General features: G+C 72.8%; 19 protein-coding genes. 13 read left to right on the top strand and 6 right to left on the bottom strand.

All coding sequences use genetic code 11. The features are described 5' to 3' along the window. Together AC07FK_RS02250 and AC07FK_RS02245 are read right to left on the bottom strand one after the other, a co-directional pair. Nucleotides 1-966, bottom strand: coding sequence for an amino acid ABC transporter permease (locus AC07FK_RS02250; protein WP_479101731.1), 966 nt, complete (start codon nucleotides 964-966; stop codon nucleotides 1-3). Nucleotides 967-1009: 43 nt separating this feature from the next. Continuing rightward, complete coding sequence (locus tag AC07FK_RS02245; RefSeq protein ID WP_479101729.1) at nucleotides 1010-1966, bottom strand: ABC transporter substrate-binding protein; 957 nt, start codon at nucleotides 1964-1966, stop codon at nucleotides 1010-1012. 523 nt (nucleotides 1967-2489) lie between these two features. On the opposite strand from AC07FK_RS02245, the gene AC07FK_RS02240 reads away from it, so the two are divergent. The 5 genes from AC07FK_RS02240 to AC07FK_RS02220 all read left to right on the top strand — a co-directional run bounded on the left by AC07FK_RS02240 (nucleotide 2490) and on the right by AC07FK_RS02220 (nucleotide 7224). After that, nucleotides 2490-3737: an NAD(P)-dependent malic enzyme gene (locus AC07FK_RS02240; RefSeq protein WP_479101727.1), complete on the top strand. Its 1248-nt coding sequence runs from the start codon at nucleotides 2490-2492 to the stop codon at nucleotides 3735-3737. Between the two features lie 179 nt (nucleotides 3738-3916). Continuing rightward, nucleotides 3917-4888 (top strand): zinc-binding dehydrogenase, encoded by a 972-nt coding sequence (locus AC07FK_RS02235; protein WP_479101726.1) that lies wholly within the window; start codon nucleotides 3917-3919, stop codon nucleotides 4886-4888. Nucleotides 4889-4963: 75 nt separating this feature from the next. Next, nucleotides 4964-6361, top strand: coding sequence for a cellulase family glycosylhydrolase (locus AC07FK_RS02230; RefSeq protein ID WP_479102539.1), 1398 nt, complete (start codon nucleotides 4964-4966; stop codon nucleotides 6359-6361). A gap of 84 nt (nucleotides 6362-6445) precedes the next feature. Beyond that, nucleotides 6446-6655 carry a helix-turn-helix domain-containing protein gene (locus AC07FK_RS02225; RefSeq protein WP_479101724.1) on the top strand — a complete coding sequence of 70 codons (210 nt, stop codon included), beginning with the start codon at nucleotides 6446-6448 and terminating at the stop codon, nucleotides 6653-6655. Further along, entirely contained in the window at nucleotides 6655-7224 is a 570-nt protein-coding gene (locus tag AC07FK_RS02220; RefSeq protein ID WP_479101723.1) for a Clp protease N-terminal domain-containing protein, read from the top strand. The genes AC07FK_RS02225 and AC07FK_RS02220 overlap by 1 nt, the downstream gene beginning before the upstream one ends. 162 nt (nucleotides 7225-7386) lie before the next feature. Here AC07FK_RS02220 and AC07FK_RS02215 read toward each other — a convergent pair whose 3' ends face one another. Both AC07FK_RS02215 and AC07FK_RS02210 read right to left on the bottom strand, forming a co-directional pair. Further along, nucleotides 7387-8391, bottom strand: a complete 1005-nt coding sequence (locus AC07FK_RS02215; RefSeq protein WP_479101721.1) for a PadR family transcriptional regulator — start codon at nucleotides 8389-8391, stop codon at nucleotides 7387-7389. A 1-nt stretch (nucleotide 8392) separates the two neighbouring features. Continuing rightward, nucleotides 8393-9280 (bottom strand): DUF4097 family beta strand repeat-containing protein, encoded by an 888-nt coding sequence (locus tag AC07FK_RS02210; RefSeq protein WP_479101719.1) that lies wholly within the window; start codon nucleotides 9278-9280, stop codon nucleotides 8393-8395. A 204-nt stretch (nucleotides 9281-9484) separates the two neighbouring features. Here AC07FK_RS02210 and AC07FK_RS02205 point away from each other — a divergent pair, with 204 nt between their 5' ends. Continuing rightward, nucleotides 9485-10336, top strand: coding sequence for a hypothetical protein (locus tag AC07FK_RS02205; RefSeq protein WP_479101718.1), 852 nt, complete (start codon nucleotides 9485-9487; stop codon nucleotides 10334-10336). A gap of 83 nt (nucleotides 10337-10419) precedes the next feature. On the opposite strand, the gene AC07FK_RS02200 is transcribed toward AC07FK_RS02205, so the two are convergent. After that, the gene (locus AC07FK_RS02200) at nucleotides 10420-10605 is read right to left on the bottom strand and encodes a DUF6104 family protein (protein WP_037674049.1); all 186 of its coding nucleotides are present in this window, start codon (nucleotides 10603-10605) and stop codon (nucleotides 10420-10422) included. Between the two features lie 149 nt (nucleotides 10606-10754). On the opposite strand from AC07FK_RS02200, the gene AC07FK_RS02195 reads away from it, so the two are divergent. The 7 genes from AC07FK_RS02195 to fxsT all read left to right on the top strand — a co-directional run bounded on the left by AC07FK_RS02195 (nucleotide 10755) and on the right by fxsT (nucleotide 22414). Next, complete coding sequence (locus tag AC07FK_RS02195) at nucleotides 10755-11201, top strand: CU044_2847 family protein (RefSeq protein WP_479101717.1); 447 nt, start codon at nucleotides 10755-10757, stop codon at nucleotides 11199-11201. Between the two features lie 7 nt (nucleotides 11202-11208). Further along, on the top strand, nucleotides 11209-13284 hold the full coding sequence (locus tag AC07FK_RS02190; RefSeq protein ID WP_479101716.1) for a VMAP-C domain-containing protein: 2076 nt from the start codon (nucleotides 11209-11211) through the stop codon (nucleotides 13282-13284). A gap of 151 nt (nucleotides 13285-13435) precedes the next feature. Further along, a complete protein-coding gene (locus tag AC07FK_RS02185; protein ID WP_479101714.1) occupies nucleotides 13436-14464 on the top strand; it encodes an AAA family ATPase in 1029 nt (342 codons plus the stop codon). A 7-nt stretch (nucleotides 14465-14471) separates the two neighbouring features. Further along, nucleotides 14472-17657 (top strand): SAV_2336 N-terminal domain-related protein, encoded by a 3186-nt coding sequence (locus tag AC07FK_RS02180; protein WP_479101713.1) that lies wholly within the window; start codon nucleotides 14472-14474, stop codon nucleotides 17655-17657. Between the two features lie 100 nt (nucleotides 17658-17757). After that, nucleotides 17758-17961, top strand: a complete 204-nt coding sequence (gene fxsA, locus AC07FK_RS02175; protein ID WP_479101712.1) for an FxSxx-COOH cyclophane-containing RiPP peptide — start codon at nucleotides 17758-17760, stop codon at nucleotides 17959-17961. Nucleotides 17962-18042: 81 nt separating this feature from the next. Continuing rightward, entirely contained in the window at nucleotides 18043-19323 is a 1281-nt protein-coding gene (locus tag AC07FK_RS02170; RefSeq protein ID WP_479101710.1) for an aKG-HExxH-type peptide beta-hydroxylase, read from the top strand. Nucleotides 19324-19390: 67 nt separating this feature from the next. Beyond that, nucleotides 19391-22414, top strand: a complete 3024-nt coding sequence (gene fxsT, locus AC07FK_RS02165) for an FxSxx-COOH system tetratricopeptide repeat protein (RefSeq protein WP_479101709.1) — start codon at nucleotides 19391-19393, stop codon at nucleotides 22412-22414. 83 nt (nucleotides 22415-22497) lie between these two features. On the opposite strand, the gene AC07FK_RS02160 is transcribed toward fxsT, so the two are convergent. Beyond that, nucleotides 22498-26337 carry a multifunctional oxoglutarate decarboxylase/oxoglutarate dehydrogenase thiamine pyrophosphate-binding subunit/dihydrolipoyllysine-residue succinyltransferase subunit gene (locus AC07FK_RS02160; RefSeq protein WP_479101707.1) on the bottom strand — a complete coding sequence of 1280 codons (3840 nt, stop codon included), beginning with the start codon at nucleotides 26335-26337 and terminating at the stop codon, nucleotides 22498-22500. Nucleotides 26338-26471 lie beyond the last annotated feature (134 nt).

The following is a 26471-nucleotide window of genomic DNA, read 5'->3' as shown; positions in this document are numbered from 1 at the left end:
TCATGCCCCCCTCGGGCTCGAGAAGGACGTCAGGTTGCGCTTGACCTTCTGCCACGGAGTCGGCGGCAGCGTCCGCAGCGAACCGCGTGCGTAGCGGCGCTCCAGGTAGTACTGGCCGACGCTGAAGATGCTGGTCAGGGCCAGGTACCAGACGGAGGCCACGAGCAGCATCTCCATCACGGCGAACGAGGTGGAGCCGATGTTCTGCGCCGCTCGCGTCAGGTCCACGTACGTCACGGCCGCCACCAGGGACGACGTCTTGAGCAGGTTGATGAACTCGTTGCCGGTCGGCGGCACGATCACCCGCATCGCCTGGGGCAGCACCACGCGGCGCATGGTCTTGCTGTTCTTCATGCCCAGCGCGTGCGCCGCCTCGGTCTGGCCCTCGTCGACCGACTGGATGCCGGCCCGGACGATCTCTGCCATGTACGCGCCCTCGTTCAGGCCCAGGCCCAGCAGGGCGACCATGAACGGCGTCATGACGTCGATCATCTCGTCCTTGTAGAACCCGATGTTCAGGATCGGGAAGATCAAGGCGAGGTTGAACCACAGCAGCAGCTGGACGAACACCGGAGTGCCGCGGAAGAACCAGATGTAAAGCCAGGCCACCGCGCCGGTGACGGGGTTCTTCGACAGTCGCATGACCGCGAAGACCACGCCCAGGACGAGGCCGATCGCCATCGACAGCACGCTGATCAGCAGTGTGCGGCCCATGCCGGCCAGGATCCGGTCGTCGAAGATGAAGTCCCCGACCGTGCCCCACTGGACGTTGCCCTGCGAGAACGCGTAGATCAGCATGCCGAACAGCGCGATCGCGATCACGCCGGAGACCCAGCGGCCCCAGTGCCGTACCGGGATGGCCTTGATCTGCTCGGGGGGAGCGGTGGCGGTGGTGGCTTCCGCCTTGGTGACCGCCGAGTCCTCGGGTGGCTCTTCGGCGGGCGCCTTGTCGAACTTGTCAGTCACAGTGACTGCCCTTCAGTGAACACTTGAGGCGAAAACGCCAGATTTACTTGCCGGCGTTGATGGTGGCCTCGGTGACGGCGCTGTCCTTGACGTCCCACTTCTCCAGGACCTTCTCGTACTCGCCGTTCTTGATGATCGCGTCCAGCGCGGCCTTCAGCGCGTCGCGGAGCTCCGTGTTGTCCTTGTTCACCGCGATGCCGAACGGGCCGGCGCCGATCTGGCCGCCGGTCACCTCGAAGTCGTTGCCGCCGCCGGCGGTCTTCGCGATGTGGGCCGCGACCGGGTAGTCGTTGAGGTCGGCCACGGCGGCGCCGATCTTCACGCGGGTCTGCGCCTCGGCGTCGGTGTCGAACGACGCGATCTCAAGCTTCTTGTCGCCGCACTTCTTGGCCTGGTCCTTGAAGGTGTCCTCGTAGATCGTGCCGCGCTGGACGGCCACCTTCTTGCCACAGAGGTCGTCCAGGGACTTGATGTTCTCCGGGTTGCCCTTCTTGACCAGCAGCGAGACGCCCGAGTTGAAGTAGTCGACGAAGTCGACACCCTTTCCGGCCTTCTTGCCCTTGTCGTCCAAGCCCTCCTGGCGGGCCTTGGTGTCGCTCATGGCCGACATGACGATGTCCTGGCGGCCGGTGTTCAGCGACGTGATCAGGCCGTCGAAGGTGCCGCTGGTGAACTCGAACTCGACGCCGAGCTCCTTGCCGAGGGCCGCGGCGATGTCGGGGTCGATACCGACGATCTTGCCGCCCTCCTCGTACTCCATCGGAGCGTAGGCGGCGTCCGTGCCCACCTTGATCTTGCCGGCGTCCTGGTACTTCTTCGGCAGCTTGTCGAAGAGCGGGGCGCTGGACGACTTCGTGCCCTTGGTCTCATCTGCGCCCGAGCCGGAGCCGGTCTGGTCGCCGCAGGCGGAGAGCAGCAGAGCACCGGCGACCGCGATCGCGCCGACCGCGGCTGTCCTGGACTTGGTGGCGGTCGTACGACGGGTGGTACGTGCGGTCATGGTGGGTTCCTCCGGCGAGAAAAGGGAGTGGCCTGGGAGGCCGGGCACAGTACTTCGAGTATCGCGACCTCGTGTGATTACGGCATCTTGCCATTCGGACTAGCCCATTCAGGGCTCCAGTCATGTCAAAATCGGGTAACGGGTGACCCCCGAATCTCAACAGGCCGGTACATCAAGGCCGGACCATCTGTTGAGCACCGCCATTTCGGCCGGAAAATCTGCGGCCCGTCTCGCCATTTGGATCTGATTCGTGCCACCAATCGGACTTGTCCGAACATGCTGGCACGAGTCGTACCACCGTGGTGATACGGGCTCGTCGTCGATGCCGCCGATCAGGTAGAAAAGACGGTTACACCCCTCATCCGGGGCTCAGGGCGCGTGTGCGGCGCGCCCGCGCGTACGTACCTCCTCTCTGTCAGGGCGGGCCAACCGCCCAGCGCAGAGAACGGACGCGGTGCCCGCCCACCCCTCCTCAACCAGGAGCGGCCACCCTCAACTGATGAAGACTTAAGGGGTAAAACGAATGGCAGCGGAGATCGTCAATCCTCGCAGCGACAGCAGTGCGGACAGGACTATGGACAGCAATACGGGCAACAGTGCGGAAGGGGCTCCCGAGGAGCCCTTCGATCCGGCCTTCGCCTTGCACCGCGGTGGCAAGATGGCCATCGAGGCGACCGTTCCGGTGCGCGACAAGGACGACCTGTCCCTCGCGTACACGCCGGGCGTCGCCAAGGTGTGCAGCGCGATCGCGGAGCAGCCCGATCTGGTCAACGACTACACCTGGAAATCAAACGTCGTGGCCGTCGTGACGGACGGCACGGCGGTTCTCGGGCTCGGCGACATCGGCCCCGAGGCCTCGCTCCCCGTCATGGAGGGCAAGGCGATCCTCTTCAAGCAGTTCGGCGGCGTCGACGCGGTGCCGATCGCGCTCGCGACGACCGACGTGGACGAGATCATCGAGACCGTCGTGCGGCTCGGCCCGTCCTTCGGCGGCGTGAACCTGGAAGACATCTCGGCGCCCCGCTGCTTCGAGATCGAGCGCCGGCTCCAGGAGGAGCTGGACATTCCGGTCTTCCACGACGACCAGCACGGTACGGCCGTGGTCACCCTGGCCGCGCTGCGCAATGCCGCGAAGCTCACCGGCCGTACGCTCGGCGACCTGCGCGCCGTGATCTCGGGCGCCGGCGCGGCCGGGGTCGCCATCGCGAAGTTCCTGCTGGCGGCGGGGCTCGGTGACGTGGCCGTCGCCGACCGCAAGGGCATCGTCAGCCGGGACCGCGACGACCTCACGGACGTCAAGCGCGAGCTGGCCGAGATCACGAACCGGGCCGGGCTGACCGGCTCGCTGGAGACGGCGCTGGTCGGCGCCGATGTCTTCATCGGCGTTTCCGGCGGTACGGTGCCGGAGCCGGCGGTGGCGTCGATGGCGCCGCAGTCGTTCGTGTTCGCCATGGCCAACCCGAACCCGGAGGTCCACCCGGACGTCGCGCACAAGTACGCGGCGGTCGTCGCGACCGGCCGCAGCGACTACCCGAACCAGATCAACAATGTGCTGGCCTTCCCCGGGATCTTCGCGGGCGCGCTCCAGGTGCGCGCGTCGAGGATCACCGAGGGTATGAAGATCGCGGCGGCGAACGCGCTGGCGGACGTCGTCGGCGACGCGCTGGCCGCGGACTACGTCATCCCGTCCCCGTTCGACGAGCGCGTCGCTCCGGCCGTCACGGCGGCCGTGGCGGCGGCGGCTCGCGCGGAGGGTGTCGCGCGACGGTAGCCACCGGCTCCGCCCGAAGGGCCGTGCCACCCCCTTGCGAAGGGGGGAGGCGCGGCCCTTCGCATGGGCGGGGGACGAAGGTGCTCGGTGCCCGGACACGACCCCACCGCTCCGCTCGTGTGAGCGACGCGTGTCACACCCGTGCGTGGTTCCGTCGCGCACCCGGCCGCCCTATCGTCATGGTCATGTTCGCTGCCTACGCCGCCCGCATCGACCGCGACCAGCCGCTGAACGGCCTCGAGCTGGGCGAACGCCCCGCGCCCGAGGTGAGGCCCGGCTGGACCACCGTCACCGTCAAGGCCGCCTCGCTCAACCACCACGACCTGTGGTCGCTGCGCGGCGTCGGCCTGAGTGAGGAGGCGCTGCCGATGATCCTCGGCTGCGACGCCGCCGGGATCGACGCCGACGGCAACGAGGTCGTCGTGCACTCCGTGATCGGCGAGACGGGACACGGCGTCGGGCCCCGCGAGAAGCGCTCCATCCTGACCGAGAAGTACCAGGGCACCTTCGCCGAGCAGGTCACCGTCCCGGCGTGGAACGTCCTCCCCAAGCCCAGGGAGCTGTCGTTCGCCGAGGCCGCCTGCCTGCCGACCGCCTGGCTCACGGCGTACCGGATGCTCTTCACCAACGCGGGTGTGCGCCCCGGCGACAGCGTCCTCGTGCAGGGCGCGGGCGGCGGGGTCGCGACCGCCGCGATCGTCCTCGGGAAGGCGGCGGGCCTGCGGGTGTACGCCACCAGCCGCGACGAGGCCAAGCGCAAGCGGGCGGTCGAGCTGGGCGCGGTCGAGGCGTTCGAGCCGGGCGCGCGGCTGCCGCAGCGGGTGGACGCGGTGATCGAGACCGTCGGCGCCGCGACCTGGTCGCACTCGGTGAAGTCCCTGCGGCCCGGCGGCACGCTGGTCATCTCCGGCGCGACCAGCGGCCCGAACCCGCCGTCCGCCGAACTCAACCGGATCTTCTTCCTGGAGCTCAAGGTCGTCGGCTCGACGATGGGCTCCAAGGACGAGCTCGAGGACCTGCTGTCGTTCTGCGCGACGACGGGCGTACGGCCGGTCGTCGACGAGGTGCTGCCGCTGGACCGGGCCCGTGAGGGCTTCGAGCGGATGGCGGGCGGCGACCTCTTCGGAAAGATCGTGCTGACGACCTCTTGATGGCCCGTCAGTTCTGCTGATGTGCTCTCCGGCACGTGACGACGACGTACTGCCGGAGGAGTGTCCGTGGTGTCTGTGGTGTCCGTACGAGCTCGAACCGTCCGCGTCTGGGCCGCTGCCGTCTGTACGGCCGTGCTGGCCGCCGGGGCACTGACCCCGGCGGCCGCCGCCGGGGAGCCCGGCGGCGGTGACGCGGTCCCCCGGCTCACCGACGACCGGGGCCGGGTCCTCACCCTGCGCGGCTGGAACGTCGAGGACAAGACGAACCGCGGCGACGAGGCACTGTCCGCCATTACGGAGAAGCACTTCCGTGACCTGCGCGGGCGCGGCTTCAACTTCGCCCGGCTGCTCGTCTTCTGGGACGACCTGGAGCCCCGGCGCGGGCGGTACAGCGCGGCGTACCTCCGCAAGATCGAGCGCATTCTGGACTGGGCCGCGAAGTACGACGTGCACGTGCTGATCGACGCCCACCAGGACGTCTTCGGCCCGGCCTTCGGCCACCGCGGCATCCCGGAGTGGGCGACCCGCACCGACGGGCTGCCGTTCACGCCCAACCCCGACGACTGGTTCTCCGAGTACTTCCAGCCGGCCGTCCAGCGCGCCTTCACCCATCTCTACGAGGACCCGGACCTCCGGCGCGCCCAGGCCGCCATGTGGCGGGTGCTCGCGGACCGGTTCGCGGACCATCCGGCGGTGCTCGGGTACGACCTGATCAACGAGCCGATGGGTGAGCTGCGGGAGGGCGAGGACCTGCCGGCGGCCGCCCGCCGGATCGAACGCGACCAGATCACGCCGATGCACAACCGCCTGGCCGACGCGGTCCGGTCCGTCGACCGCGACTCCTGGGTGTTCGTCGAGCCGACGCCCATTGTGGGCGAGGGCGTGCCCACCGGTCTGGGCAGGATCGACGACCCGAAGGTCGTGTACGCCCCGCACTTCTACAACACCGCGATGGAGGCCGGCGCCGACTACGACCCCGCGGCCGGCTGGATCGAGTCGTACGAGGCCGCCGTGACGGCGTATCCCGAGGAGCACCGCGTGCCGGTCGTCGTCGGTGAGTGGGGGCCGCTCAACAACGCCCTGCCGAACATGGGGCGCTTCTACCGGGACGCGCTGACGTCCATGAACCGCTACAGCTCCGGTTGGGCGGGCTATGTGTGGTGCTACGGCGGTGGCTACTGCGCGGTGGACGCGGCGGGGGAGTTCCGTACGAACAAGGAGCAGACGGCGTCGCCGTACGCGCCCGCTGTCGCCGGGCGGCCGCGGTCGGAGTCGTACGACCCGGCCACCCGTACCTACCGACTGTCGTACGTCGCCTCCGGGCGCGGTGTCACCGAGCTGTCGCTGCCCTCCCGGGCCCACGACTGGCGGGTGCGGATCGAGGGGGCGGGGTGGGTGCGGGACGGGCGGATCCACGCGCGGCCGGGGGCGCGGATCTCGGTGACGGTCGCGCCCGCGACGGCGGTGCGCTGAGCGCCGGAGCGGGCGGATCCTGTCGACTCCGGCCCTTGTCAACTGTGGTTGACACTCGGAGGCTGTCAATGTAGGTTGACAGTCATGACCAATGCAACGGATCTCGCCGAACGCGCGGGTGACCAGGACCCCCGGGTCGGGCTGCGCGCGGTCGTCGCGCTGCGGCGGCTGCTGGAGCAGCTCGAAGGCGTGCAGGTGAGAAGCGCCCGAGCCAAGGGCTGGTCGTGGCAGGAGATCGCGGCCGAACTGGGCGTCAGCCGGCAGGCCGTCCACAAGAAGTACGGGAGGCGTTGATGTTCGAGCGGTTCACGAAGAGTGCCCGAGGTGTGGTGAAGGGCGCGGTGGTCCAGGCGGAACGGGCGGGCGCCGACTCGGTCACCGAGGAGCACATGCTGCTGGCCCTGCTCCACCAGGAGGGCTCGCGTTCGTCCTTCGCCTTCGCCGCCCTCGGGATCACGGGGCGCCGGGACGAGGTCGCACGGGCGCTGGCCGACGTGCGGCGCCGGGGCGGGCTGTCGAAGGCGGACCAGGAGGCGCTGGCCGGGATCGGCATCGACGTCACGGAGATCGTCTCGAAGGTGGAGGAGGCGCACGGGGAGGGTGCGCTGCAGTCCGGGCGCGGCGTGCGGCGCGGCCTGCTGTCCGCGCACCGCCCGTTCACGCCGCAGGCCAAGGCCGTACTGGAGAAGTCCCTGCGGGTCGCCCTCGGCCGGGGCGACCGGCACATCGGCGACGAACACCTGCTGCTCGCGATGATCGCCCAGCCGGGGGCGGTCGCCGACCTGCTGGCGGAGTACGGCGCGACGTACGGGGCGGTGGAGCGGGCGGTGTTCGGCGGCTCCGGCGCGGCCGCGGCGGGCTGACGCGGGGCGTTCGCGATCGGGGGCCGCGGCGTACGGGGATCAGGGAGGGGCGCGGGGCGCCGGCTCCTGTGGCGCGTATCCCTGCCCCTTCCCAGGGTCCCTGCCCCTCCGGTCCCTCCGGAGGGGCAGCGAACCGGCCCGGCCCCGTCCCCTGCTACTGCACTACTTCTTCGGCTCGCGCAGGAGCGCCGACAGGTGGGCCGCTGTCGTGGACAGGCGCCGGCGGGCCTCCTGGAGCTGGACCGGGGTCACGCCGTGGTCGCGGGCCGCGTCCCGGATGTCGTCCCGGAAGCGGTCCAGCAGACGGTCCAGGTCGCGGGCCGGGTCGCCGGACGCGGGCTCCTCGGCCCACGCTGGCTCCGGAGGCGTGTCCGTACGCTCGACCTCGGCCTCGGCGGGCTCCGCCGCCGGTTCCGCGGGCTGCGGCTGGCGGCCGAAGAAGCCGAACTGCCTGGTGATCTCGGCCAGGCCGTCGCGCACCCCCTTGGGCCAGTCGCCCCGCGCGAACTGGTCCTGCACCTGCTCCTGAACCTGCTGCGCGAGCCGCTGCATCTGCTCGCGCGCCTTCTCCTGCGCCCTCTCCTGGGCCTCCTGGGCCTGGCGGCGCGCCTCCTGCGCGTCCTCGCGGGCGCGGCGGCTCTCGTCCTTCGCGCGGCGCGCCTGCTCCTTCCACTCCAGCTTGGCCTTGCGCAGTTCCTCCTTCGCCGCCTGCCACGCCTCGCTGTCACCGAAGCCCGGTTCCCGGTCGCCGCCCTTCGACCCCGACGGCGCCGCCTTCTGGCGGGTCTCGCTCGCCGCGGCCCGCATCTCGCGACGCAGCTTGCCCGCCGCGCCGCGCACGTCGTCGCGGATCTCGGCGGCCAGCTCGGAGACCGACTCGCGGATCTCCAGCTCGAGGTCGGCCAGTTCGCCGCCGCGCCCCGCCAGTTCGGCGCGGCCCGCGTCGGTGATCGAGTAGACCTTGCGGCCGCCCTCGGTGGCGTGCGTCACCAGGCCCTCGGCCTCCAGCTTGGCGAGGCGGGGGTAGACGGTGCCTGCGGACGGGGCGTACAGGCCCTGGAAGCGCTCCTCCAGGAGGCGGATCACTTCGTAACCGTGGCGCGGAGCCTCGTCGAGCAGCTTCAGGAGGTACAGGCGCAGGCGGCCGTGGGCGAATACGGGAGGCATGTCAGAGCACCTTCTTGTCGGCGGGAGCGTCCGCGTCCTGGCCGGCCGGAGCGTCCGTGTCGTACGGGTCGTCGTCGGCCGGCGGGCGGCGCAGCAGGGCGATGGAGCCGGACACGGTCGTCGCTCGGAGCCGGCCGCTGCCGGCCCCGAGCGTGCCCGTGATCCTCTTCGCCCCCCACTGGCCGGTGACGCGCAGGTCCTCGAACGCGTTGGACACCGAACCGCTCGCCGTGCCGGCCTCGACCGTCGCGTCGGCCGGGTGCGGCAGGCGGACGGCGACCTCGCCCGAGACCGAGGTGAGGGAGATGTCGGCGGGCTTCCCGGCGGGATCCACGTCGACGACCATGTCGCCGCTGACCGAGTCGGCCCGTACGGCCGATCCCGAGCCGTCCACGACCGTCAGGTCGCCGGACACGGAGTGGAAGCGGAGCTCTCCGGTGACGCCCTGGGCCTCCACGCCGCCCGCGACGGTGTCGGCGCGCACGGCGCCGGAGAGGCCGACGAGAGTGATGTCACCGGTGATGCCGCGTACGTCCGTACGGCCCGCGATCCGCGAGACGACGGCGCCCGCGCCGATCACGCCCACCGCGACGGACGAGCCGGCGGGTACGGCGAGGGAGACGACCGCGCTGCGCCGCGGGCTCTTGCGGTCGAGCCAGTTGAGGAAGCCCTTCCAGGGCAGGTCCTCGTAGGTGACGGTCAGGATGCCGTCCTCGTGGGTGACGATCAGCGGCGGGCCGTCGAGCGCGGAGACTTCGAGCCGGGCGGGCCCGTCCTCGATGCCGACGACGTTCACCGCGCCGTCGACGATGCGCACGTGGAGCGCGGTCACCGGGTCCTCGAAGGTGAGCTTCTGCGGCTCGGCGACCGCCCGTGTCGGCTCCGTCATGCTTCTCCCCGATCTGGTGGGCCCGGCGCGACGCGCCCTGCGCGAAGACGCAACATATCGCGTCTGTGTCCTTTCACGATATATCGCGGCGAGTCGAAGTCAAGGGGCGGAAAGCCGCGGGGGCGGCAGGCCGAAGGGGGCGCGCCGCACGCGGGCGGCCCACTCGTACGCGCCATACCGGGGCAAAGGATCTAGCGTGAAGGCATGAACGCGACATTCGGTACCGGTCCGGTGGGAGCGCTGCTGCTGTGCGGGGCCGACACCGAGGCGGTACGGCCCGCGGCCCACCTGCTGCGCGAGCGCCTGCTCCTGGCGCCCGCCGACGACGCCGGGCCCGGCTCGGCCTCCGGCTCCAAGGGGCGGTGGAGCGTCGTCGTGCCCGAGGGCAAGCCCTGGCTGGACGGCGGTGAGCCGGTCGACCGGGTGCTCGCGGGCTGGGCCACGGCGCTCGCCGTCGGCGTCACCTGGCCGGTTCTCGCTCTCTGGTGGGACGCCGACCGGGCCGGCTTCACGCTCGCTTCGGGATTCCGGCGGCAGGTCGGCTACGAGTGGCTCGCGGACGGTACGCCGGTGGGGGAGGACGAGGCGATGCGCACGTTCGCGGCCCGGCTCGGGCTCGATCCCGTGCTGGACGTGGAGGCCCTCGCGGCGCTCACCCGTCCCGACGCCGACGCCGACGGCAGGGCCAGGCTGCTCGGCCTCCTCGCCGTACTGTCCCGCCTCGGGCTCGTGCTGCCCGCCGGTCTGGCCCCCGGCGAACCGGCCGACCGGCTGCGGGAGGCGGCGCGGGTCCGGCCGGGCGCGGAGTCGGTCGAGTGGTCCGGCTGGCGCGACGCCGTGCGCGCGGAACTCGACGTGGTCGAGAGCGGCCCGGCCGGCCCCTGGCTCCGCGGCCCCAGGGCCCGCCTGCTGAACGCCGCCCAGCTGGCGGCCGGGGTCTCGCTCGCCCTGTGGGGCCTGCGGGGGCGCAACGGCGGCTGGGCGTTCGCGGGAGGGGTGCTGGTCGCGCAGGGCGCGCTGGGTCTCGCGTACGACCGGATGCGCGCCCGCGCCTGACCCGGCCGTGCGCGCACGGGCTCGACGGCCCGGGCGGCGCGCCCGTGCGCCCGCGGTGCGCCGCCGGCGCGCCGGGCCTACGCCTACTCCTCGTCGTCGTCCTCGTCGTCCAGGCGGGCCAGCCACGTCGCCAGGCGCTCGACCGGAACTTCGAAGTCCGGGTTGAGGTCGACGAAGGTGCGCAGCTGCTCGGCGAGCCACTCGAAGGTGACTTCCTCCTCGCCGCGCCGCTTCTCCAGCTCCTCGATGCCGCGATCGGTGAAGTACAAGGTGGTGCTCCGTGGTGGGACAGGCGGTGGGCCAGGGGTGGACAGCGGTTGTTCCCAGCCAGGATAGGCACTGATCCCCGAGTCCCTCGCGCTCGTACCCAGCAGCGATTAACCTTCACCATTCATCGCGTGGGGGAGCGGGGGACGCTGTGGCCAATGGGATCGCACAGGTTCGGCTCGACGACGGGACCGTCGTCTGGGCGCGCGTCAGCGAGGCGCAGGAGCTCGACCGGGGCGGCGGCTACCGGGACACCGGCATCGGCGACCGGGTCGTGTCCATGGCGGGCGGACTGACCGACGTCGTCCAGGGCGTCGTGCGCTCCCTGCGCGCCGGGCTGCGGCCCGCCGCCCCCGTCGAGGTCGCCGTGACCTTCGGGATCGAGTTGTCCGCCCAGGCCGGCAAGGTGGTCGGGGTCCTCGCCGACGGCGGCGGCAAGGCGTCCGTCACCGTCTCCCTGACGTGGACCGAACCGGTGGCGCCGCCGCCCGCGGGGTCCGGGGCGCAGCCGCCCGCCGACCCGGGGGCGCACCCGGCCCGGGACCCGGCCGCCGCGCCGGATCCGGGGCCGAGTTCCCCGGCCCCCGGCACGGCATGAGCGCGCCGTGAACGTCTTCGACGAGATCGTGCGCCCCTCGCTCGTACGCATTGCCGCGCCCGGAGGCGGGTATGACCCGCACGGCGCCCGCTACTGGGGCAGTGGGTTCTTCATCGCCCCCGGCTGGGTGCTGACCTGCGCCCATGTCGTGGGAAAGGGGGAGGCCGCCGTGTGGAGGGGTGAGCGTGCGCTCGGCATCACCTGGCAGGGCGGTGTGACCACGGGTCAAGTGGTGCTCGCCAAGCCGCGCCCCGCCGATCCCGAAGAGCCGCCCCACCGCTGGGAGTTCCCCGACATCGCCCTGGTCCGCGTCCCGGACGCGCGAGACGCCGCCTGTGTCTGGCTCGGCGACCGCCCGCCCGCCATCCCCGCCGACGTGAGCCTGCACGGCTGGTCGCGCGAGACCGGCGACCTGGGCATCCGGCACGGCATCGGCAAGGCGCACGCCACCGACGGCAAGGCGCTGCTGTTACGGGGCAGCCTGCCCGTCGAGGGCTGCTCGGGCGGACCCGTCGTCGACCTCAGGCACGGCGCGGTCATCGCCATGAACAAGGGGCGCGGCGAGCACGAGGGAGCGGCCGTGCCCATCACCGCGCTGCGCGAACTGCACGACCTCAGGGGCGGCGGGATCCTCCACACCGTCCTGCGCGAACACGACCGCCACCATCTGCGCCGCTTCCGCAGCGCCACGGCGGCCGGGGGCGGCTGGATCAAGGCACAGGCCGACCTGCGCAAGGGCGCGCCGGGCTTCCTGCCTGCCGCGCGCGCCCACCTCTTCGGCCGGTTCGCCGAGCTGCCCCCGCCCACCGGACCCGGCGAGGTGATGGCCCTCGTCGACGACGTCAAGCGCCGTGTCCTGCACAGCGACTACCAGTCGCCCATCGAGCACGACCCGCGCACCTGGCGCGACGGCGTCGGTCTGCTGCACGACCTGCGCGGCCACGAGAGCGGACACGACCTCGCCGTCGACGCGGTCCTGCTGTACGCCGCCAAGGTCGTCCGGCACCTCGCCTGCCGGGGACCGGGCCGGTGCGACGGAGCGGAGCGCACCGCCCTCACCGAGCTCGCCGAGTGGATCACTACCCAGAGCGAGTCCGCGCACCAGGCGATCCGCGAGGAGATCGCGCAGGTCCTGGAGTCCCGGGGAACGGCCGCCGCCGTCACCGGGTTCGGCTTCCCGCAGGTACGGGAGCGCCCGGCCGGTCAGGCCCGCGCCGACGTGCTCGTCGAGATCGACCCGGTGCACTACGGCGACCGCTACCCCTGGCGCGTCAAGCTCCTCTACGACGGCCGGACCGTCAGCCCGCTCTCCGGCGACGACCGGGGAGTGCCCCGCGCCGAACTGCGCGAGACCCTGCGCGAACCGCTCGCCGACGCCCTGCGCCGGGGCGACAGCGGGGAGCATCTGGCGGCCGTCGAGGCCCTGTTGCCGCGCGAACTGTTCGACGAACCCCTGGACACCTGGCGGCTCTCCCCGGAGGACGACCTCTTCGACGAGAACAGCATGGCACTCGGGGAGCGCCGCATCGTCGTCATACGGGACCGCAGGCGCCGCGACCGCCCCGCGAGCCCGGAGTGGCGCCGCCGCTGGAAGGCCGCCGTCCGGGGACCGCTGTCCGTCGTACCGCTGCGCGGCGAGGTCCCCGCGTCCGGGCACGGCCCCGGCGCCCGCCGGGAGTCCCGCAGGGCCGCGTACGCCAGGCTGTCCGACGCCGAGGACGGCACCGTGCCCGTGTACTGCGGTCCGGTCGGCAGCGGCGACGGGCTCGACGCCATGGCCGCCGCGCTGGCCGCCGGGCACCCCCTCGCGCTGTGGCGCCGATGCGGCCAGGAGCACACCGACTGCCAGGAGTTCCACGTGCGGGCCGACGAACTGCTGCTGCGCGCCGACGGCGTGGAGGGCCTGCACCGGCACATACGTTCCCTGCGCATCGTTTCGATGGACCCGGACGCGACGCCCGACACCGTGTCGGAAGCGGCCTGGGCCGCGTCCGTCGCCGTACTCTTCGATCCGCCCGACCGTCCGCCGTACGACGGGGCGCCGCTCCAGGCGCCGCCGCGGCTGTCGGGACCCGGCACATGACGAACCGTCAGGAGGTGTCCCGCACGCGCGGCCGAAACCCGGGCGAACGACAGCAACCGGGATCGGCAGCAAGGAACTTGAGCGGTAACGTCGGCCTCCCGGAGCGCCGGGCCGGCTCCGTCCCCACCATCCACCCGCGAGGTGAGACTCAGTGACAGACTGGCGGATCTATCGCGGCGCGGGGCTGCCGCACGACGGAGTGCAGCGGTTACCCGGCCCGCCGCCGTGGCGCGATTTCGCCGCCGTCGGCCACGCCGACGGCTCCGACCCCGCCGCCACCGACCCCAGCGCCGCCCGCCGGCTCGGCGTACAGCGCCGCCTGGTCGAGAACCACCACCCGAGGCCCGCCGAGGTCGACGCCGTCAACGCGGCCCTCTACCTGCGCCGCCCGCTGCTGGTGACCGGCAATCCGGGCACCGGCAAGTCGACCCTGGCGCAGGCCGTCGCCCACGAACTCGGCCTCGGCCGCGTCCTGCGCTGGCCGATCGTCAGCCGCACCGCCCTCCAGGACGGGCTCTACCGCTACGACGCCATCGGCCGGCTCCAGGACGTGCAACTGGAGCGTGCGGGGGGCGCGGCGGGTCAAGCGGCCCCCTCGGCGGCGGCCGGCATCGGGTCGTACGTGCGCCTCGGGCCGCTCGGCACCGCGCTGCTGCCGTCCGAACAGCCGCGGGTCCTGCTCGTCGACGAACTCGACAAGAGCGACCTCGACCTGCCGAACGACCTTCTCAACGCCCTGGAGGAGGGCGAGTTCGCCATCCCCGAGCTGGAGCGGATCGCCGACCGGGAACCGGTCGTCGAGGTGCTGACCGACGACGGCCGCAAGGTGCCGGTGCACGGCGGCCGGGTCCGCTGCACGACCTTCCCGTTCATCGTCCTCACCTCCAACGGCGAACGGGACTTCCCCGCCGCCCTGCTCCGCCGCTGCATCCAGCTGGAGCTGGAGCCACCCGGCGAGGAGCAGCTCACCGCCATGGTCGAGGCGCACCTCGGCAGTGCGGCGGCGACCGAGGGACGGGACCTGATCGAGCGGTTCCTCGCCCGCGAACCCGGCGAGATCATCGCCGCCGACCAGCTGCTCAACGCCCTCTACCTCACCCAGCACGCCCCGCGGGCCGAGCGCGTCACCCGCGAGCGCATCGCCGACATGCTCATGCGACCACTCGACCGCCCGAGGTGAGCGCCGAATGGACCTGGGGGAACTTGTCGGCAGGCTGAGGCGCGGCGGCCTCGACCCGACGGCCGAGGAGGTCGCGGACGCCGTCTGGCTGGCGCAGTGGCTCCCGTCGGGCCGTACGCCGGCCGGCGCCTCCGGCGACCCCCGGGAGCCGGGCCGGGACACCGGCCTGGACGACGGCCGCGCCCGCACGCCCGCGTCCGCCGGCCGGGACTCCGGCGCCGGCGCCCCCGGGCCCTCCGGCCTCCCGTCGGGTCCCGTGTCGCTGTACGCGCCCGGCGTGCGCGGCGGACGCGCGGCGTCCACCGGGTCCACCGCGTCCGCCCGCTCCGCCTTCCCCGTGCGCGCTCCCGCGGCAGCCGCCCTGCCCGGCCTGCTGGGCCTCCAGCGCGCCCTGCGGCCCCTGCGCCACTACACGGTCACCACCGCGCGCCCGGCGGCCGACGGGCGCCTCGACGAGGACGCCACCGCGGAGCGCAGTGCCATGTCCGGCGTCCTGTCCCCCGTGCTGCGCCCCTCCGAGCGCCGCCGCGTGGACATCCAGCTGCTCATGGACACCGGGCCCGCGATGGCCGTCTGGGAGCGGATGGTCGAGGAACTGCGGCAGGCGTGCCAGCAGTCCGGCGTCTTCCGCGACGTACAGGTCCACCAGCTGTACGACGCCGGGGACGGCGGCGCGCCCCTCGTCGGCACCACGACCGGGCCCGGTGGACACACGCGGCTGCGCCCCGCCGACCAGTTCCACGACCCCACCGGCCGCAGGCTCACCCTCGTCGTCAGCGACTGCGTCGGCCCGCTGTGGCAGCAGGGCCGTGCGCAGCGGCTCATCCACCAGTGGCCGCGCAGTTCACCGCTGGCCGTCGTGCAGCCGCTGCCGCCGCGTCTGTGGGCGCGCACCGCGCTGCCCGCCGAGCCGGGACTGCTGGTGCGGCCGGCGGGTGCGGGCGGGCGGACCGCCTTCGTGCCCGACGAGGAGCCGTGGGAGCCGCTGGAGGCGACGGCGCGACCCGTCCCCGTGCTGCCGCCCACCCCCGAGGCGTTCGCGTCCTGGGCGCGGCTGCTGTCCGACCACGGCGGCAGCACGGTGCGCGGCTGGGCGGCCTGGGCCGGCGCCCACGAGCCGGTGGACCGCACCGCCCCGGGACTCGTCCCGCCCGCGACGCCGCCCCCCGCCCCGCCCGAGCGCGGCGCCGGCGAACTGCTGCGCGCCTTCCGGGCCAACGCCTCGCGCGGTGGCGTCCGCCTCGCCGTCCACCTGGCGGCTGCGCCTCTCACCCTGCCGGTGATGCAGCTCGTCCAGCGGGCGATGCTGCCCGACACCGGGCCGATGGAGCTCGCCGAAGTCCTGCTCGGCGGACTGCTCAGGCAACTGCCCGAACCGGCCCCGGGATCCGGCTCGCCCTGCTACGTCTACGCGGACGGCGTGCAGGAGCTGCTGCTGAACTCGCTCGGACAGGACGCGGCGGCGCTGGTGCTCAAGCACTGCTCCTCGTACGTCGAACGGCACTTCGGCAAGGGCGCGCGCAACTTCGCGGCGCTCGCCGCGGCGAGGCTCTCCGAGCGCGGCGACGTCACGGCTCGCGATCTGCCGTGGGACCCGGCCCCCGAGGGGGAGTCCGGGGAGCCCGCAGGCCCCGCCGAACCGGAGCTGTTCGCGGAGATCCCCGCCCGCGTACTGCGCTTCTACCAGCCCGAGCTCGTCACCCCCGTACCGCTGGCCGAGGCCGAACGCCTCCTGGGCCAGTGGCGCTCCCAGGCCGACCCGTCCCTGCTCCGCCGCGCCCGCGAACGCGCTGAGGCGGCGCTGCGGCCCGGCGGCCCGGTCGCCGCCGGGCCGCCGGAGAACGGCGCCGGGGCGGCGCGGGCGGGGCTCGTGCTGGGCAGGGTCCTGCTCGCGGAGGCGGGCGCACCGGCGGCCCGCGGCACCGAGCAGGCGCGCGAGCTGCTGCTGCGGGCCGTACGGGTGCTCGCCGACGCCCGCGACCGCGCGCCGCGGGGCACCGGGGCCCGGGCCGACGCCCGCCTCGAACTCGCCGCCGCCCGCCACGCCCTGTGGCGCGAGACGGGCGACGCGGCGCACCTCGCGGCGGCCCTGGACGACCTCGCCGGCGACGCCTCCGACTGGCCCGCCGCGTCCCGCAGGACGCTGCACCTGCGCCGGGGGCGGCTGCTGCTCGCGCTGCGCCGGGCCGAAGAGGCCGTACCGGAACTGAGCACGGGATGTGACCTGCTGGACGCCGAAGACGCCCCCGACGGCCTGCGCTGCCCCGCCCTCCTCGACCTCGCCGACGCCCTGCGCGCCGCGAACGCCCCGCACGCCGGCACCGCCGAGGTCCTGACCCGGGCCGCCCGGGCGGCCGGCGACGACCCGGCGCTGCGTCTGCGCTGCCTGACGGCCCAGGCCCGGCTGCACGACGCGGCGGGCGACCACCCGGCCGCCGACCGCGCGTACGAGACCGCGTCCGGCCTCGCCCCGCCCGACAGCACCCGCCGCTGCGACCTGCTCACCGAATGGGGCGAGTCACTCCTGCGCCGCGCCGCCGCCGAACCGGAGGCGGCCGGCGAGGACACCGTGGGCCGCGCGGAGAGCGTCCTGCGCGAGGCGCTCGCCGGGATGCCCGCCCGTTCACCGTCCCGCAGCAGGCTGCACCTCCTGCTCGGCAGCGCGCTGGCGCTCCGCTTCCGGCGCGTCGGCTTCCTCCCCGACCTCTACGAGGGCCGCCACCTGCTGGAGGAGGCCGCCAAGCGGCTGCCGGACACCGGCCTGCGCGCCGAGGCGTGGCTGGTGCTCGGCCGGGTGCGGTACGAACTCGCGCTGGTGTCGGCGGCGACGCTGCTGTCGGACGCCCTCCAGGCGTACGAGAGCGCGCGGCGCGACGCCGACGACGCGCACGGCGACCGCCCGGGCTCCCGGACGGCGGCGCGGGCGCTGTACGCCCAGGGCTGCGTGCTGGAGGCCATGGGCCGTACGGAGGCAGCGGGCCGGGCCTTCGAGCGCGCCCACGCGCGCTGGCAGCGGCTGACGGCGTCGCTCGTCGAAGTGGACTGGAGCGAGGCGGGCGCCCCCCGGGAACGCGCGTCCCGCCTCGCGGACGCGGACGCGGCGGCCCGGGCGAGCGGCCGGCGGCCGGCCGAGCGGGAGCGGCGGCAACTGGCGCCCCCGTGGTGGACGTTGCCCGAGGTGGGTGCCGGTTGACCGGAGTGAAGTCGAACATGTTTCTGTTTCACCGGGGTCGGGAAGAACTGGGCAGCCGCTGCGGCCGTGCGGGACGGGTGCCGGCAGGAGGGAGTCGGGCGTGTCGCACAGGAACACCGTGGTTGCCGGCCAGGGACGGGACGCCGGACAGCCCCCGGCCGCACTGGACCTCACCGACGTCGACCTGCGGACTTTACGCACCTCGGACGACCCAGGGCTCACCGAGGCGGTCGGCCGCGTGCTCGACCGGCCCGGAGAGCTGGCGGAGGCGTGGTGGACGGGCGACGAGCCCGGAACCCGCTGAGCAGCGGCGTTTTCCGGTCAGATGGGTGGCCCGCCCAACGGATGCGGAGCCGGCAGCGTACGCCGACGAGAGGGGGCCGGCATGACGTCGACCCCCCTCTCCTCCGCCTTCCTCAACCAGCTCGCCCGCACCCGGCCCGACCCGGCCTGCACCGTCGCGCTGCGGGCCGGCCTGCACGCGCGCCGGCTGCTGCTCCTGAAGTCGCTGCTGACCCGCGTGGAGGGGCAGCGGCCCGCCGCGGCCCCCGCCGCACGTGAACGCTTCCTCCGGCACTGGATGCTGCTGGAGTACGCCGAACGGCACGACCCCGGGGCGGTCCGCGAGGTCATCGACTACCCGCTGACCGGCGCGTGGCTGGCCGGCGCTCTCACCGCCCCCGAAGGCCCCGCCCTCGACCGGCACCTCGACCACTTCGGGGGCATAGCGGCAACCGCGGCCGTGCGCGCGGGCTGCGACCTGCGCCTGACGCTCGACGCGCCCACCGGCCTGCTGGGCCTGCCCGGCCTCGGAGCCCTGCGCTGCCCGGCCGGCCGGGCCGAACTGCGCGCCCGGGGCCGGACCGTACGGATCACCGGCGGCCGGACCGGCGCCCTCCTGCTGCGGCGGACCGCCGGCCGCGGCGGCAGGCCCGTCGGCGGCGGACCGGGCTGGTCGGGGCTGCGCACCCTGCCCGGAACCGCCGCAGTCCTCGACGACCTCGACCCCTACCGGGTCCCGCCCGGCGCCGCCGCCACGATGCCCGCGGCGGAGCGGGCCGCCGTCGCCCGCGAACCCTGGGCGCGGCTGTGGAGCCGGGCCGTCGCGCTCGTCGGGAGCACCGACCCGGGACGCGCCGCCGAGATACTGGCCGTGCAGCGCGTGGTCGTGCCGCTGGCCCCCGTCGACCCCGCCGCGTACCGGGGACGCCACCCGATGAGCGCGACGCTGCGGGCCGCGCCCGGCGGCGTACTGACGTCCCTGCCGGACGGGCCCGGCGAACTGGCCGAGGTGCTGGTCCACGAGACCCACCACACCAAGCTGGCCGCCCTGCACGAACGCGTCCCGCTGTACCGGCCCGGCGGGGAAGAGCTGCACCGGGTCGCCTGGCGGACCGACCCGAGGCCGGTGGCGGGCGTGTTCCAGGGGGCGTACGCCCATCTGGCGCTCACCGACCTGTGGCGGCGGGGGATCGCCGGCGGCGACGCGCCGGCGGGCTGGCGGCGACGGGCGGGCGAACAGTTCGCCCGGCACCGGGGACACGTGGCACAGGCGTTGTCCGTACTGCTTGAATCCGATGAACTGACCATGGAGGGGCGGGAGTTCGCGGCGGAGATGCGCGTACACCACGCGAGCCTCGGCGCGGCTCGCCGGAGCTTTGAGTGACACTGTGTCCATCGGTCGTGACAGTCGGTCGAGGGGTACTGGCGGAGTAGGACAGGGAGACGTGCAGATGGTGGATCAGCGGCGCTCGGGCGGGGCCGGTGCGGCGGACCGCGGCGGCCAGGACGGGCCGGAGCACTTCCTCGTGGTCTTCCCCGGCTATCACCGGCCCTGGGCCAACTGGATCGGACAGCGGCTGGAGGCCCACGGCCTGCGGGTCACCCTCCAGCGCTGGGACCCGCCCCGCGAGGTGCCGCTGGAGGAGTCGCTCGGCGACCTGCTGCTGTCCAGCGGGCGCGTCCTGCTCGTCCTCAACGACTGGTTCTTCGAGCTGGGGCCCCGGGCCCCCGGCGAGTGGAACGACGTCCTGCGCGGATACGTCGCCGCGCACGCCGACCGCTTCGCCGCCGTCAACCTCACCAACCGCCAGCTGCCGCCCGCCACCGCCGTACTGGAACCGGTCAGCCTGTGGAGCGCCGGAGAGCAGGAGGCCGAGGAACGGCTGCTGGGCAGGCTCGGCATCGACTTCCGGCGCCCCTCCGGCCGCCGCTCCGCCGTCAGCGGCTCTCGCTTCCCGAACACGCCCCCCGAGATCTGGGGAGAGGTGCCGCGCCGCAACGGCCGCTTCACCGGCCGCGACGACCTGCTCACCGAACTCCAGCAGCGCCTGACCGAGGCCGAACACGGCAACTCCGCCTGCACCCTCCTCGGAATGTCCGGCATCGGCAAAACCCAGCTGGCCGCCGAGTACGCCCACCGCTTCAGCACCGACTACGACGTCATCTGGTGGGTCAACTCCGACGACCGCAACATCCAGCGCGACCGCTTCGGAGAGCTCGCCGTCGAGCTGGGCCTGCACAGCGGCAGCGAACCCGGCGAACGCATCCGCGCGGTCCGCGAGGCCCTGCGGCGCGGTGAACCGTACGGCCGCTGGCTCGTCATCTTCGACGGCTGGGACGACATGGACGGCGCGAACGTCCTGCTGCCGCACGGTCCCGGACACACCATCGTCACCTCGCGGAACAGGGGCTGGGGCGACTACACGGACGTACTCGAAGTGCCCAGCTTCGACCGCGCCGAGTCCACCGCCTACCTGATGCGCCGCGCCCCGCACGTCACCTCCGGGCAGGCCGACGAGGTCGCCGCCGAGTTCGGCGACGTGCCGCTGCCGCTCGTGCAGGCCGCCTCCTGGCTGGGCGAGTCCCGGATGGAGGTGCCCGAGTACCTGCGCATGGTCCGCGAGGGCAGGCTGTCCACGGTCGAGGAGCCCGTCGGCGACGGCTTCCCGCACTCCTCGCTCACCTCCTGGTCCATCCTCATCAACCGGCTCAGGCGCACCCAGCCGCAGGCCGTCGAGGTGCTCAGCCTGTGTGCGTCCTTCGCCCCCGGCCGCATCCCCCTCGGACTGGCCCGCGCCTACCCGCAGGCCGACCTGCCCGAGGACCTGCGGTGGATGAGCACCGACCTGCCCGCCTGGACCCGGGCCCTCGACACCCTGGTCAACTACTCCGTGCTCACCCGGGAGAGCCGCGGGCCCGTCAACGCCGAGATGGGCCCGCACCAGGAGTCCGTGCACATGCACCGGCTCGTCCACGACATCGTGTCCCGGCTCACCGGCGACGAACGCCGCGACACCCACCGCAAGGCCGTCCGCACCCTGCTGGCCGAGGCCGACCCCGGCAACCCGCTCGACAGCAGGCAGTGGCCCCGGTACGCCGAGCTGCTGCCCCACCTGGAACCGTCGGGCGCGCTCAGCAGCTCCAACAGCCGCGTCCAGGCCGCCGTGCTCAACTGCCTGCGCTACTGCGTGCGCAGCGGCGAGTCCACGGCCGGCAACCGGCTCGCCGAGCAGATCCGGACGCACTGGACGGCGTTCATGGACCCGCTCGCCCAGCACATGCTCGACCTGACCATCCAGCAGGGCAACCTGCTGCGCTCCTCCGGCCGCTTCCGGGAGGCGTACGAACTGGAACGCGCCCTGCGCGACCGGCTGCGCACGGCGGAGCCGCGCAACGAACTCGGCGAACTCGGCGTCAACGGCGCCCTCGCCAGCAGCCTGCGCCGGCTCGGCCGCTACACCGAGGCGCTCGAACTGCAGCAACAGGTGCTGGAGGAAGCGGAACGGCTGCTCGGCGCCCACGAGCTGACCTCCATCAACGCCCGGCACAACCTCAGCGTCGGACTGCGGCTGCTGGGGCGCTACCGGGAGGCGTACGACCTGGACCTGGAGACCCTCAGCCGACGCGAGGCCGTCCTGCGCGCCCGCCACATCACCACGCTCAACTCCGGCAACGCGGTGGCCCACGGACTGCGGCTGCTGGGCCAGTACCGCGACTCCGTGGCCCGGCAGGAGCCGGTGGTGCGGCTCCACGTGCAGGTGCTCGGCCCGCTGCACCCCCAGACGCTGGCGGCCCGCGTGCACCTGGCGCTCGCCCGGCGGCGCGAGGGGGGATTCCAGCAGGACATCGGCCCGCTCATGGACAGCCTGATGGAACAGCTGGAGCAGGTGCACGGCCGCACCCACCACAACACGCTGTCCTTCATCAACGACTATGGGAACTTCCAGCGCGAACACGGCGACCTGGACCGGGCCAGGGACCTGATCGCCGAGGCGGAGGCCGGCTACCGGGCGCTGCTCGGCCCCGCCCACCCCGTCGCCACCGGCATGCTCGCCAACACCGGTCTGGTGATGCAGGCGTCCGGCGACCGCAGCGAGGCCATGTCCATGTTCGAGTCCGCGCTCGCGGGCCTGACCGCCACCCTCGGCGGCGACCACCCCTGGGTACTGGGCTGCGCCCTCAACGCGTCCGGCGGCCGCAACTTCAACGGCCGGGTCGCGGACGCCGCCGAACTCAGCCGGGACACCCTGCGCAGGTCCCGCCACGTGCTGGGCGACGAACACCCGCTCACCCTGTCCTGCCAGACCGCGCTCGCCGCCGACCTGCGGGCCCTGCGGGAACACGAGGAGGCCGACAAGGTCGAGGCGGACGCCCTGCTGACCCTCACCCGCACGCTGGGCGCCCAGCACCCGCACACCCTGTCCGCCCGCCAGCGGACCCGCCCGTACTGGGACTTCGAGGCGTACCTCGGCTGACCCGGCGCCTTCCCCGTACGCCGGAGGGCCCGGCGCCGCATCGCTGCGGTGCCGGGCCCTCCGGGGCGTACGAGCCGTGCCGGTCAGGCCTCGAAGACCTCGTTGAGCAGCTGCTGCTGCTCGGCCTGGTGGCGCTTGGCCGAGCCGACCGCCGGGGACGAGCCGTGCGGGCGCGAGATGCGCCGCAGCCGCTCGCCGTGCGGGACGTCGGCGCCGACCGCCAGGTCGAGGTGGTCGATCAGGTTGAGCGCGATGAACGGCCACGCGCCCTGGTTCGCCGGCTCCTCCTGCGCCCACAGGTACTTCTCGGCGTTCGGGTACTTCGCGATCTCCTGCTGGAGCTCCTTGCCCGGCAGCGGGTACAGCCGCTCGAGGCGGATGATCGCGGTGTCCGTGACGCCGCGCTTCTGCCGCTCGGCCTCCAGGTCGTAGTAGACCTTGCCCGCGCAGAAGACGACCTTGCGGACGGCCGCCGGGTCCATGGCCGTGTCGCCGATCACCGGGCGGAAGCCGCCGGTGGTGAACTCCTCCGCCTTGGACGCCGCCGCCTTCAGGCGCAGCATCGACTTCGGGGTGAAGACGATGAGCGGCTTGTGGTGCGGGTTGTGGACCTGCCAGCGCAGCAGGTGGAAGTAGTTCGACGGCAGAGTCGGCATCGCGACCGTCATGTTGTCCTGGGCGCACATCTGCAGGAAGCGCTCGGGACGGGCGGACGAGTGGTCCGGGCCCTGGCCCTCGTAACCGTGCGGCAGCAGCAGCGTGACGCCGGACGTCTGGCCCCACTTCTGCTCGGCCGAGGAGATGAACTCGTCGACGACGGTCTGCGCGCCGTTGACGAAGTCACCGAACTGGGCCTCCCACATGACCAGCGACTCGGGCCGGGCGAGCGAGTAGCCGTACTCGAAGCCCATGCACGCGTACTCGGAGAGCAGCGAGTCGTAGACGTTGTAGCGGGCCTGGTCCTCGGAGAGGTACTGCAGCGGGGTGTAGTCCTCGCCGGTGTTCTGGTCGACGAGCACCGCGTGGCGCTGGCCGAACGTACCGCGGCGGGTGTCCTGGCCGGACAGCCGGACCGGGACGCCCTCCATCAGCAGCGAGCCGATGGCGAGGGTCTCGCCCATGCCCCAGTCGATCGTGCCGTCCTCCACCGAGGCCGCGCGCCGCTGCATCTGCGGCATCAGGCGGGGGTGGACGGCGATGCGGTCGGGGATGTTGACCTGGGACTCGGCGATCCGCTTGACGACCTCCTGGGAGACCGCCGTGGCGACGGCCACCGGGAACTCGGCCTGCACCTCGGGGGTGTGGGCCGGAGCCGGGTTCGAGGTGGCCTCGCGGACCTCCGCGAAGACCTTCTCCAACTGGCCCTGGAAGTCCTGGAGCGCCTGCTCCGCCTCTTCCAGCGTGATGTCGCCACGACCGATGAGCGACTCGGTGTAGAGCTTGCGCACCGAGCGCTTCACGTCGATCAGCGTGTACATCTGCGGGTTGGTGAACTGCGGGTTGTCGCCCTCGTTGTGGCCGCGGCGGCGGTAGCAGATGAGGTCGATGACCACGTCCTTGTTGAAGGACTGGCGGAACTCGAAGGCGAGACGCGCGACGCGGACCACGGCCTCCGGGTCGTCGCCGTTCACGTGGAAGATCGGCGCCTCGATCATGCGGGCCACGTCGGTCGCGTACATCGAGGAACGCGAGGACTCCGGGGCGGCGGTGAAGCCGACCTGGTTGTTGATGACGATGTGGACCGTGCCGCCGGTGCGGTAACCCCGCAGCTGCGACATGTTGAGCGTCTCCGCGACGACGCCCTGGCCGGCGAAGGCCGCGTCGCCGTGCAGGGCGATGGGCAGGACGGTGAAGTCCGTGCCGCCCTTGTTGATGACGTCCTGCTTGGCGCGGGCGACACCCTCCAGGACCGGGTCGACCGCCTCCAGGTGCGAGGGGTTGGCGACGAGCGAGACCTTGATCTGCTCGCCGTCCAGGCCGGTGAAGGTGCCCTCGGCGCCCAGGTGGTACTTCACGTCGCCGGAGCCGTGCATCGACTTCGGGTCGAGGTTGCCCTCGAACTCGCGGAAGATCTGGGCGTACGACTTGCCGACGATGTTCGCCAGGACGTTCAGACGGCCGCGGTGGGCCATGCCGATGACGACCTCGTCCAGGCGCGACTCGGCCGCGCTGTCGATGACCGCGTCCAGCAGCGGGATGACGGACTCGCCGCCCTCGAGGGAGAAGCGCTTCTGGCCGACGTACTTCGTCTGCAGGAACGTCTCGAACGCCTCGGCGGCGTTCAGGCGGCGCAGGATGCGCAGCTGCTCCTCGCGCTCCGGCTTGGCGTGCGGGCGCTCCACGCGGTCCTGGATCCACTTGCGCTGCTTCGGGTCCTGGATGTGCATGAACTCGACGCCGACGGTCCGGACGTAACTGTCGCGGAGCACACCGAGGATGTCGCGCAGCTTCATCATCGACTTGCCGGCGAAGCCGCCGACGGCGAACTCGCGCTCCAGGTCCCAGAGCGTCAGGCCGTGCTCGTTGATGTCCAGGTCGGGGTGCTTGCGCTGCTTGTACTCCAGCGGGTCGGTGTCGGCCATGACGTGGCCGCGGACCCGGTAGGAGTGGATCAGCTCGAAGACGCGGGCGGCCTTCGTCACGTCGTCGTCGTGCGAGACGTCGATGTCCTTGAGCCAGCGGACCGGCTCGTACGGGATCCGCAGGGCCTCGAAGATGTCGTCGTAGAAGCCGTTCTCGCCGAGGAGCAGGTTGGCGAGGATCCGCAGGAACTCGCCGGAGGCGGCGCCCTGGATGACCCGGTGGTCGTACGTCGAGGTCAGGGTCATGACCTTGGAGATGCCCAGCTTGTTCAGGGTGTCCTGCGAGGTGCCCTGGAACTCGGCCGGGTAGTCCATCGCGCCGACGCCCATGATGAGGCCCTGTCCGGGCATCAGGCGGGGCACCGAGTGGACGGTGCCGATGCCGCCGGGGTTCGTCAGCGACGCGGTGACGCCGGTGAAGTCGTCCATCGTCAGCTTGTTCGCGCGGGCGCGGCGGACGATGTCCTCGTACGCCTGCCAGAACTCGAAGAAGTTGAGCGTCTCGGCCTTCTTGATGGCCGCGACGACGAGCTGGCGGTCGCCGTTGGGCTTGACCAGGTCGATGGCCAGGCCCAGGTTGACGTGCGGGGGCTTGACCAGCGTCGGCTTGCCGTCCTTCTCCGCGAAGGAGTAGTTCATCGACGGCATGGCCTTGAGGGCCTGCACCATCGCGAACCCGATGAGGTGCGTGAAGGAGACCTTCCCGCCCCGGGCGCGCTTGAGGTGGTTGTTGATGACGATGCGGTTGTCGAACAACAGCTTCACCGGGACAGCGCGCACGGACGTGGCCGTGGGCAGCTCCAGCGAGGCGTTCATGTTCTTCGCCACGGCGGCGGACGGGCCGCGCAGCGTCGCGTACTCGGGACCCTCCGGGGCCTCCTTGGCGGCCTCCGCCTTCGGCGCGGCCTTGGCCTTCGCGCCGGCCTGCTGTGCGGCGGCCGGTGCGGGGGCGGAGGCGGGCTTGGCGGCGGGCGCCGTCGTGGCGGGCGCGGCCTGGGCCGCGGGCTTCGCCGCAGGGGCCGGCTGGGTGGCGGCCGGCTGGGTGGCCGCGGGCGTCGCCGGGGTGGCGGGCGCGGCGGGGGCCTGGGCCGGCTGTGCGGCGGCCCCGGTCACGTCTTCGGCTTCGGGGGTGGCGGTCTTCTCCGCCGCCGGGGTGGATCCGGGCTTGTAGTCGGCGAAGAAGTCCCACCAGGCGCGGTCGACCGAATTCGGGTCCTGGAGGTACTGCTGGTAGATCTCGTCGACGAGCCACTCATTGGGACCGAAGGCAGCGGCAGGGTTCTTCCCTTGCCCGTCTTGGTCGGTCGAGACGCTCGGGCTACTGGGGGACTGAGACGACACGGCGTTAACCGCCCTCTTCCGCTTCGCAAGGTTATGGACAGCGGAAATAAAGGCTACGCCTCCCGGGCCGAGAGGTGCAGGCCGGGCGGGCCTTCCGTCGCGTAAGTCACATCGGAGCGCTGGTTTCGGCGCCT

The organism is Streptomyces sp. NPDC046122, from assembly GCF_056429965.1.
The sequence above is the reverse complement of the archived record's forward strand: the minus strand, read 5'-3'. Positions and strand labels throughout refer to the sequence as shown.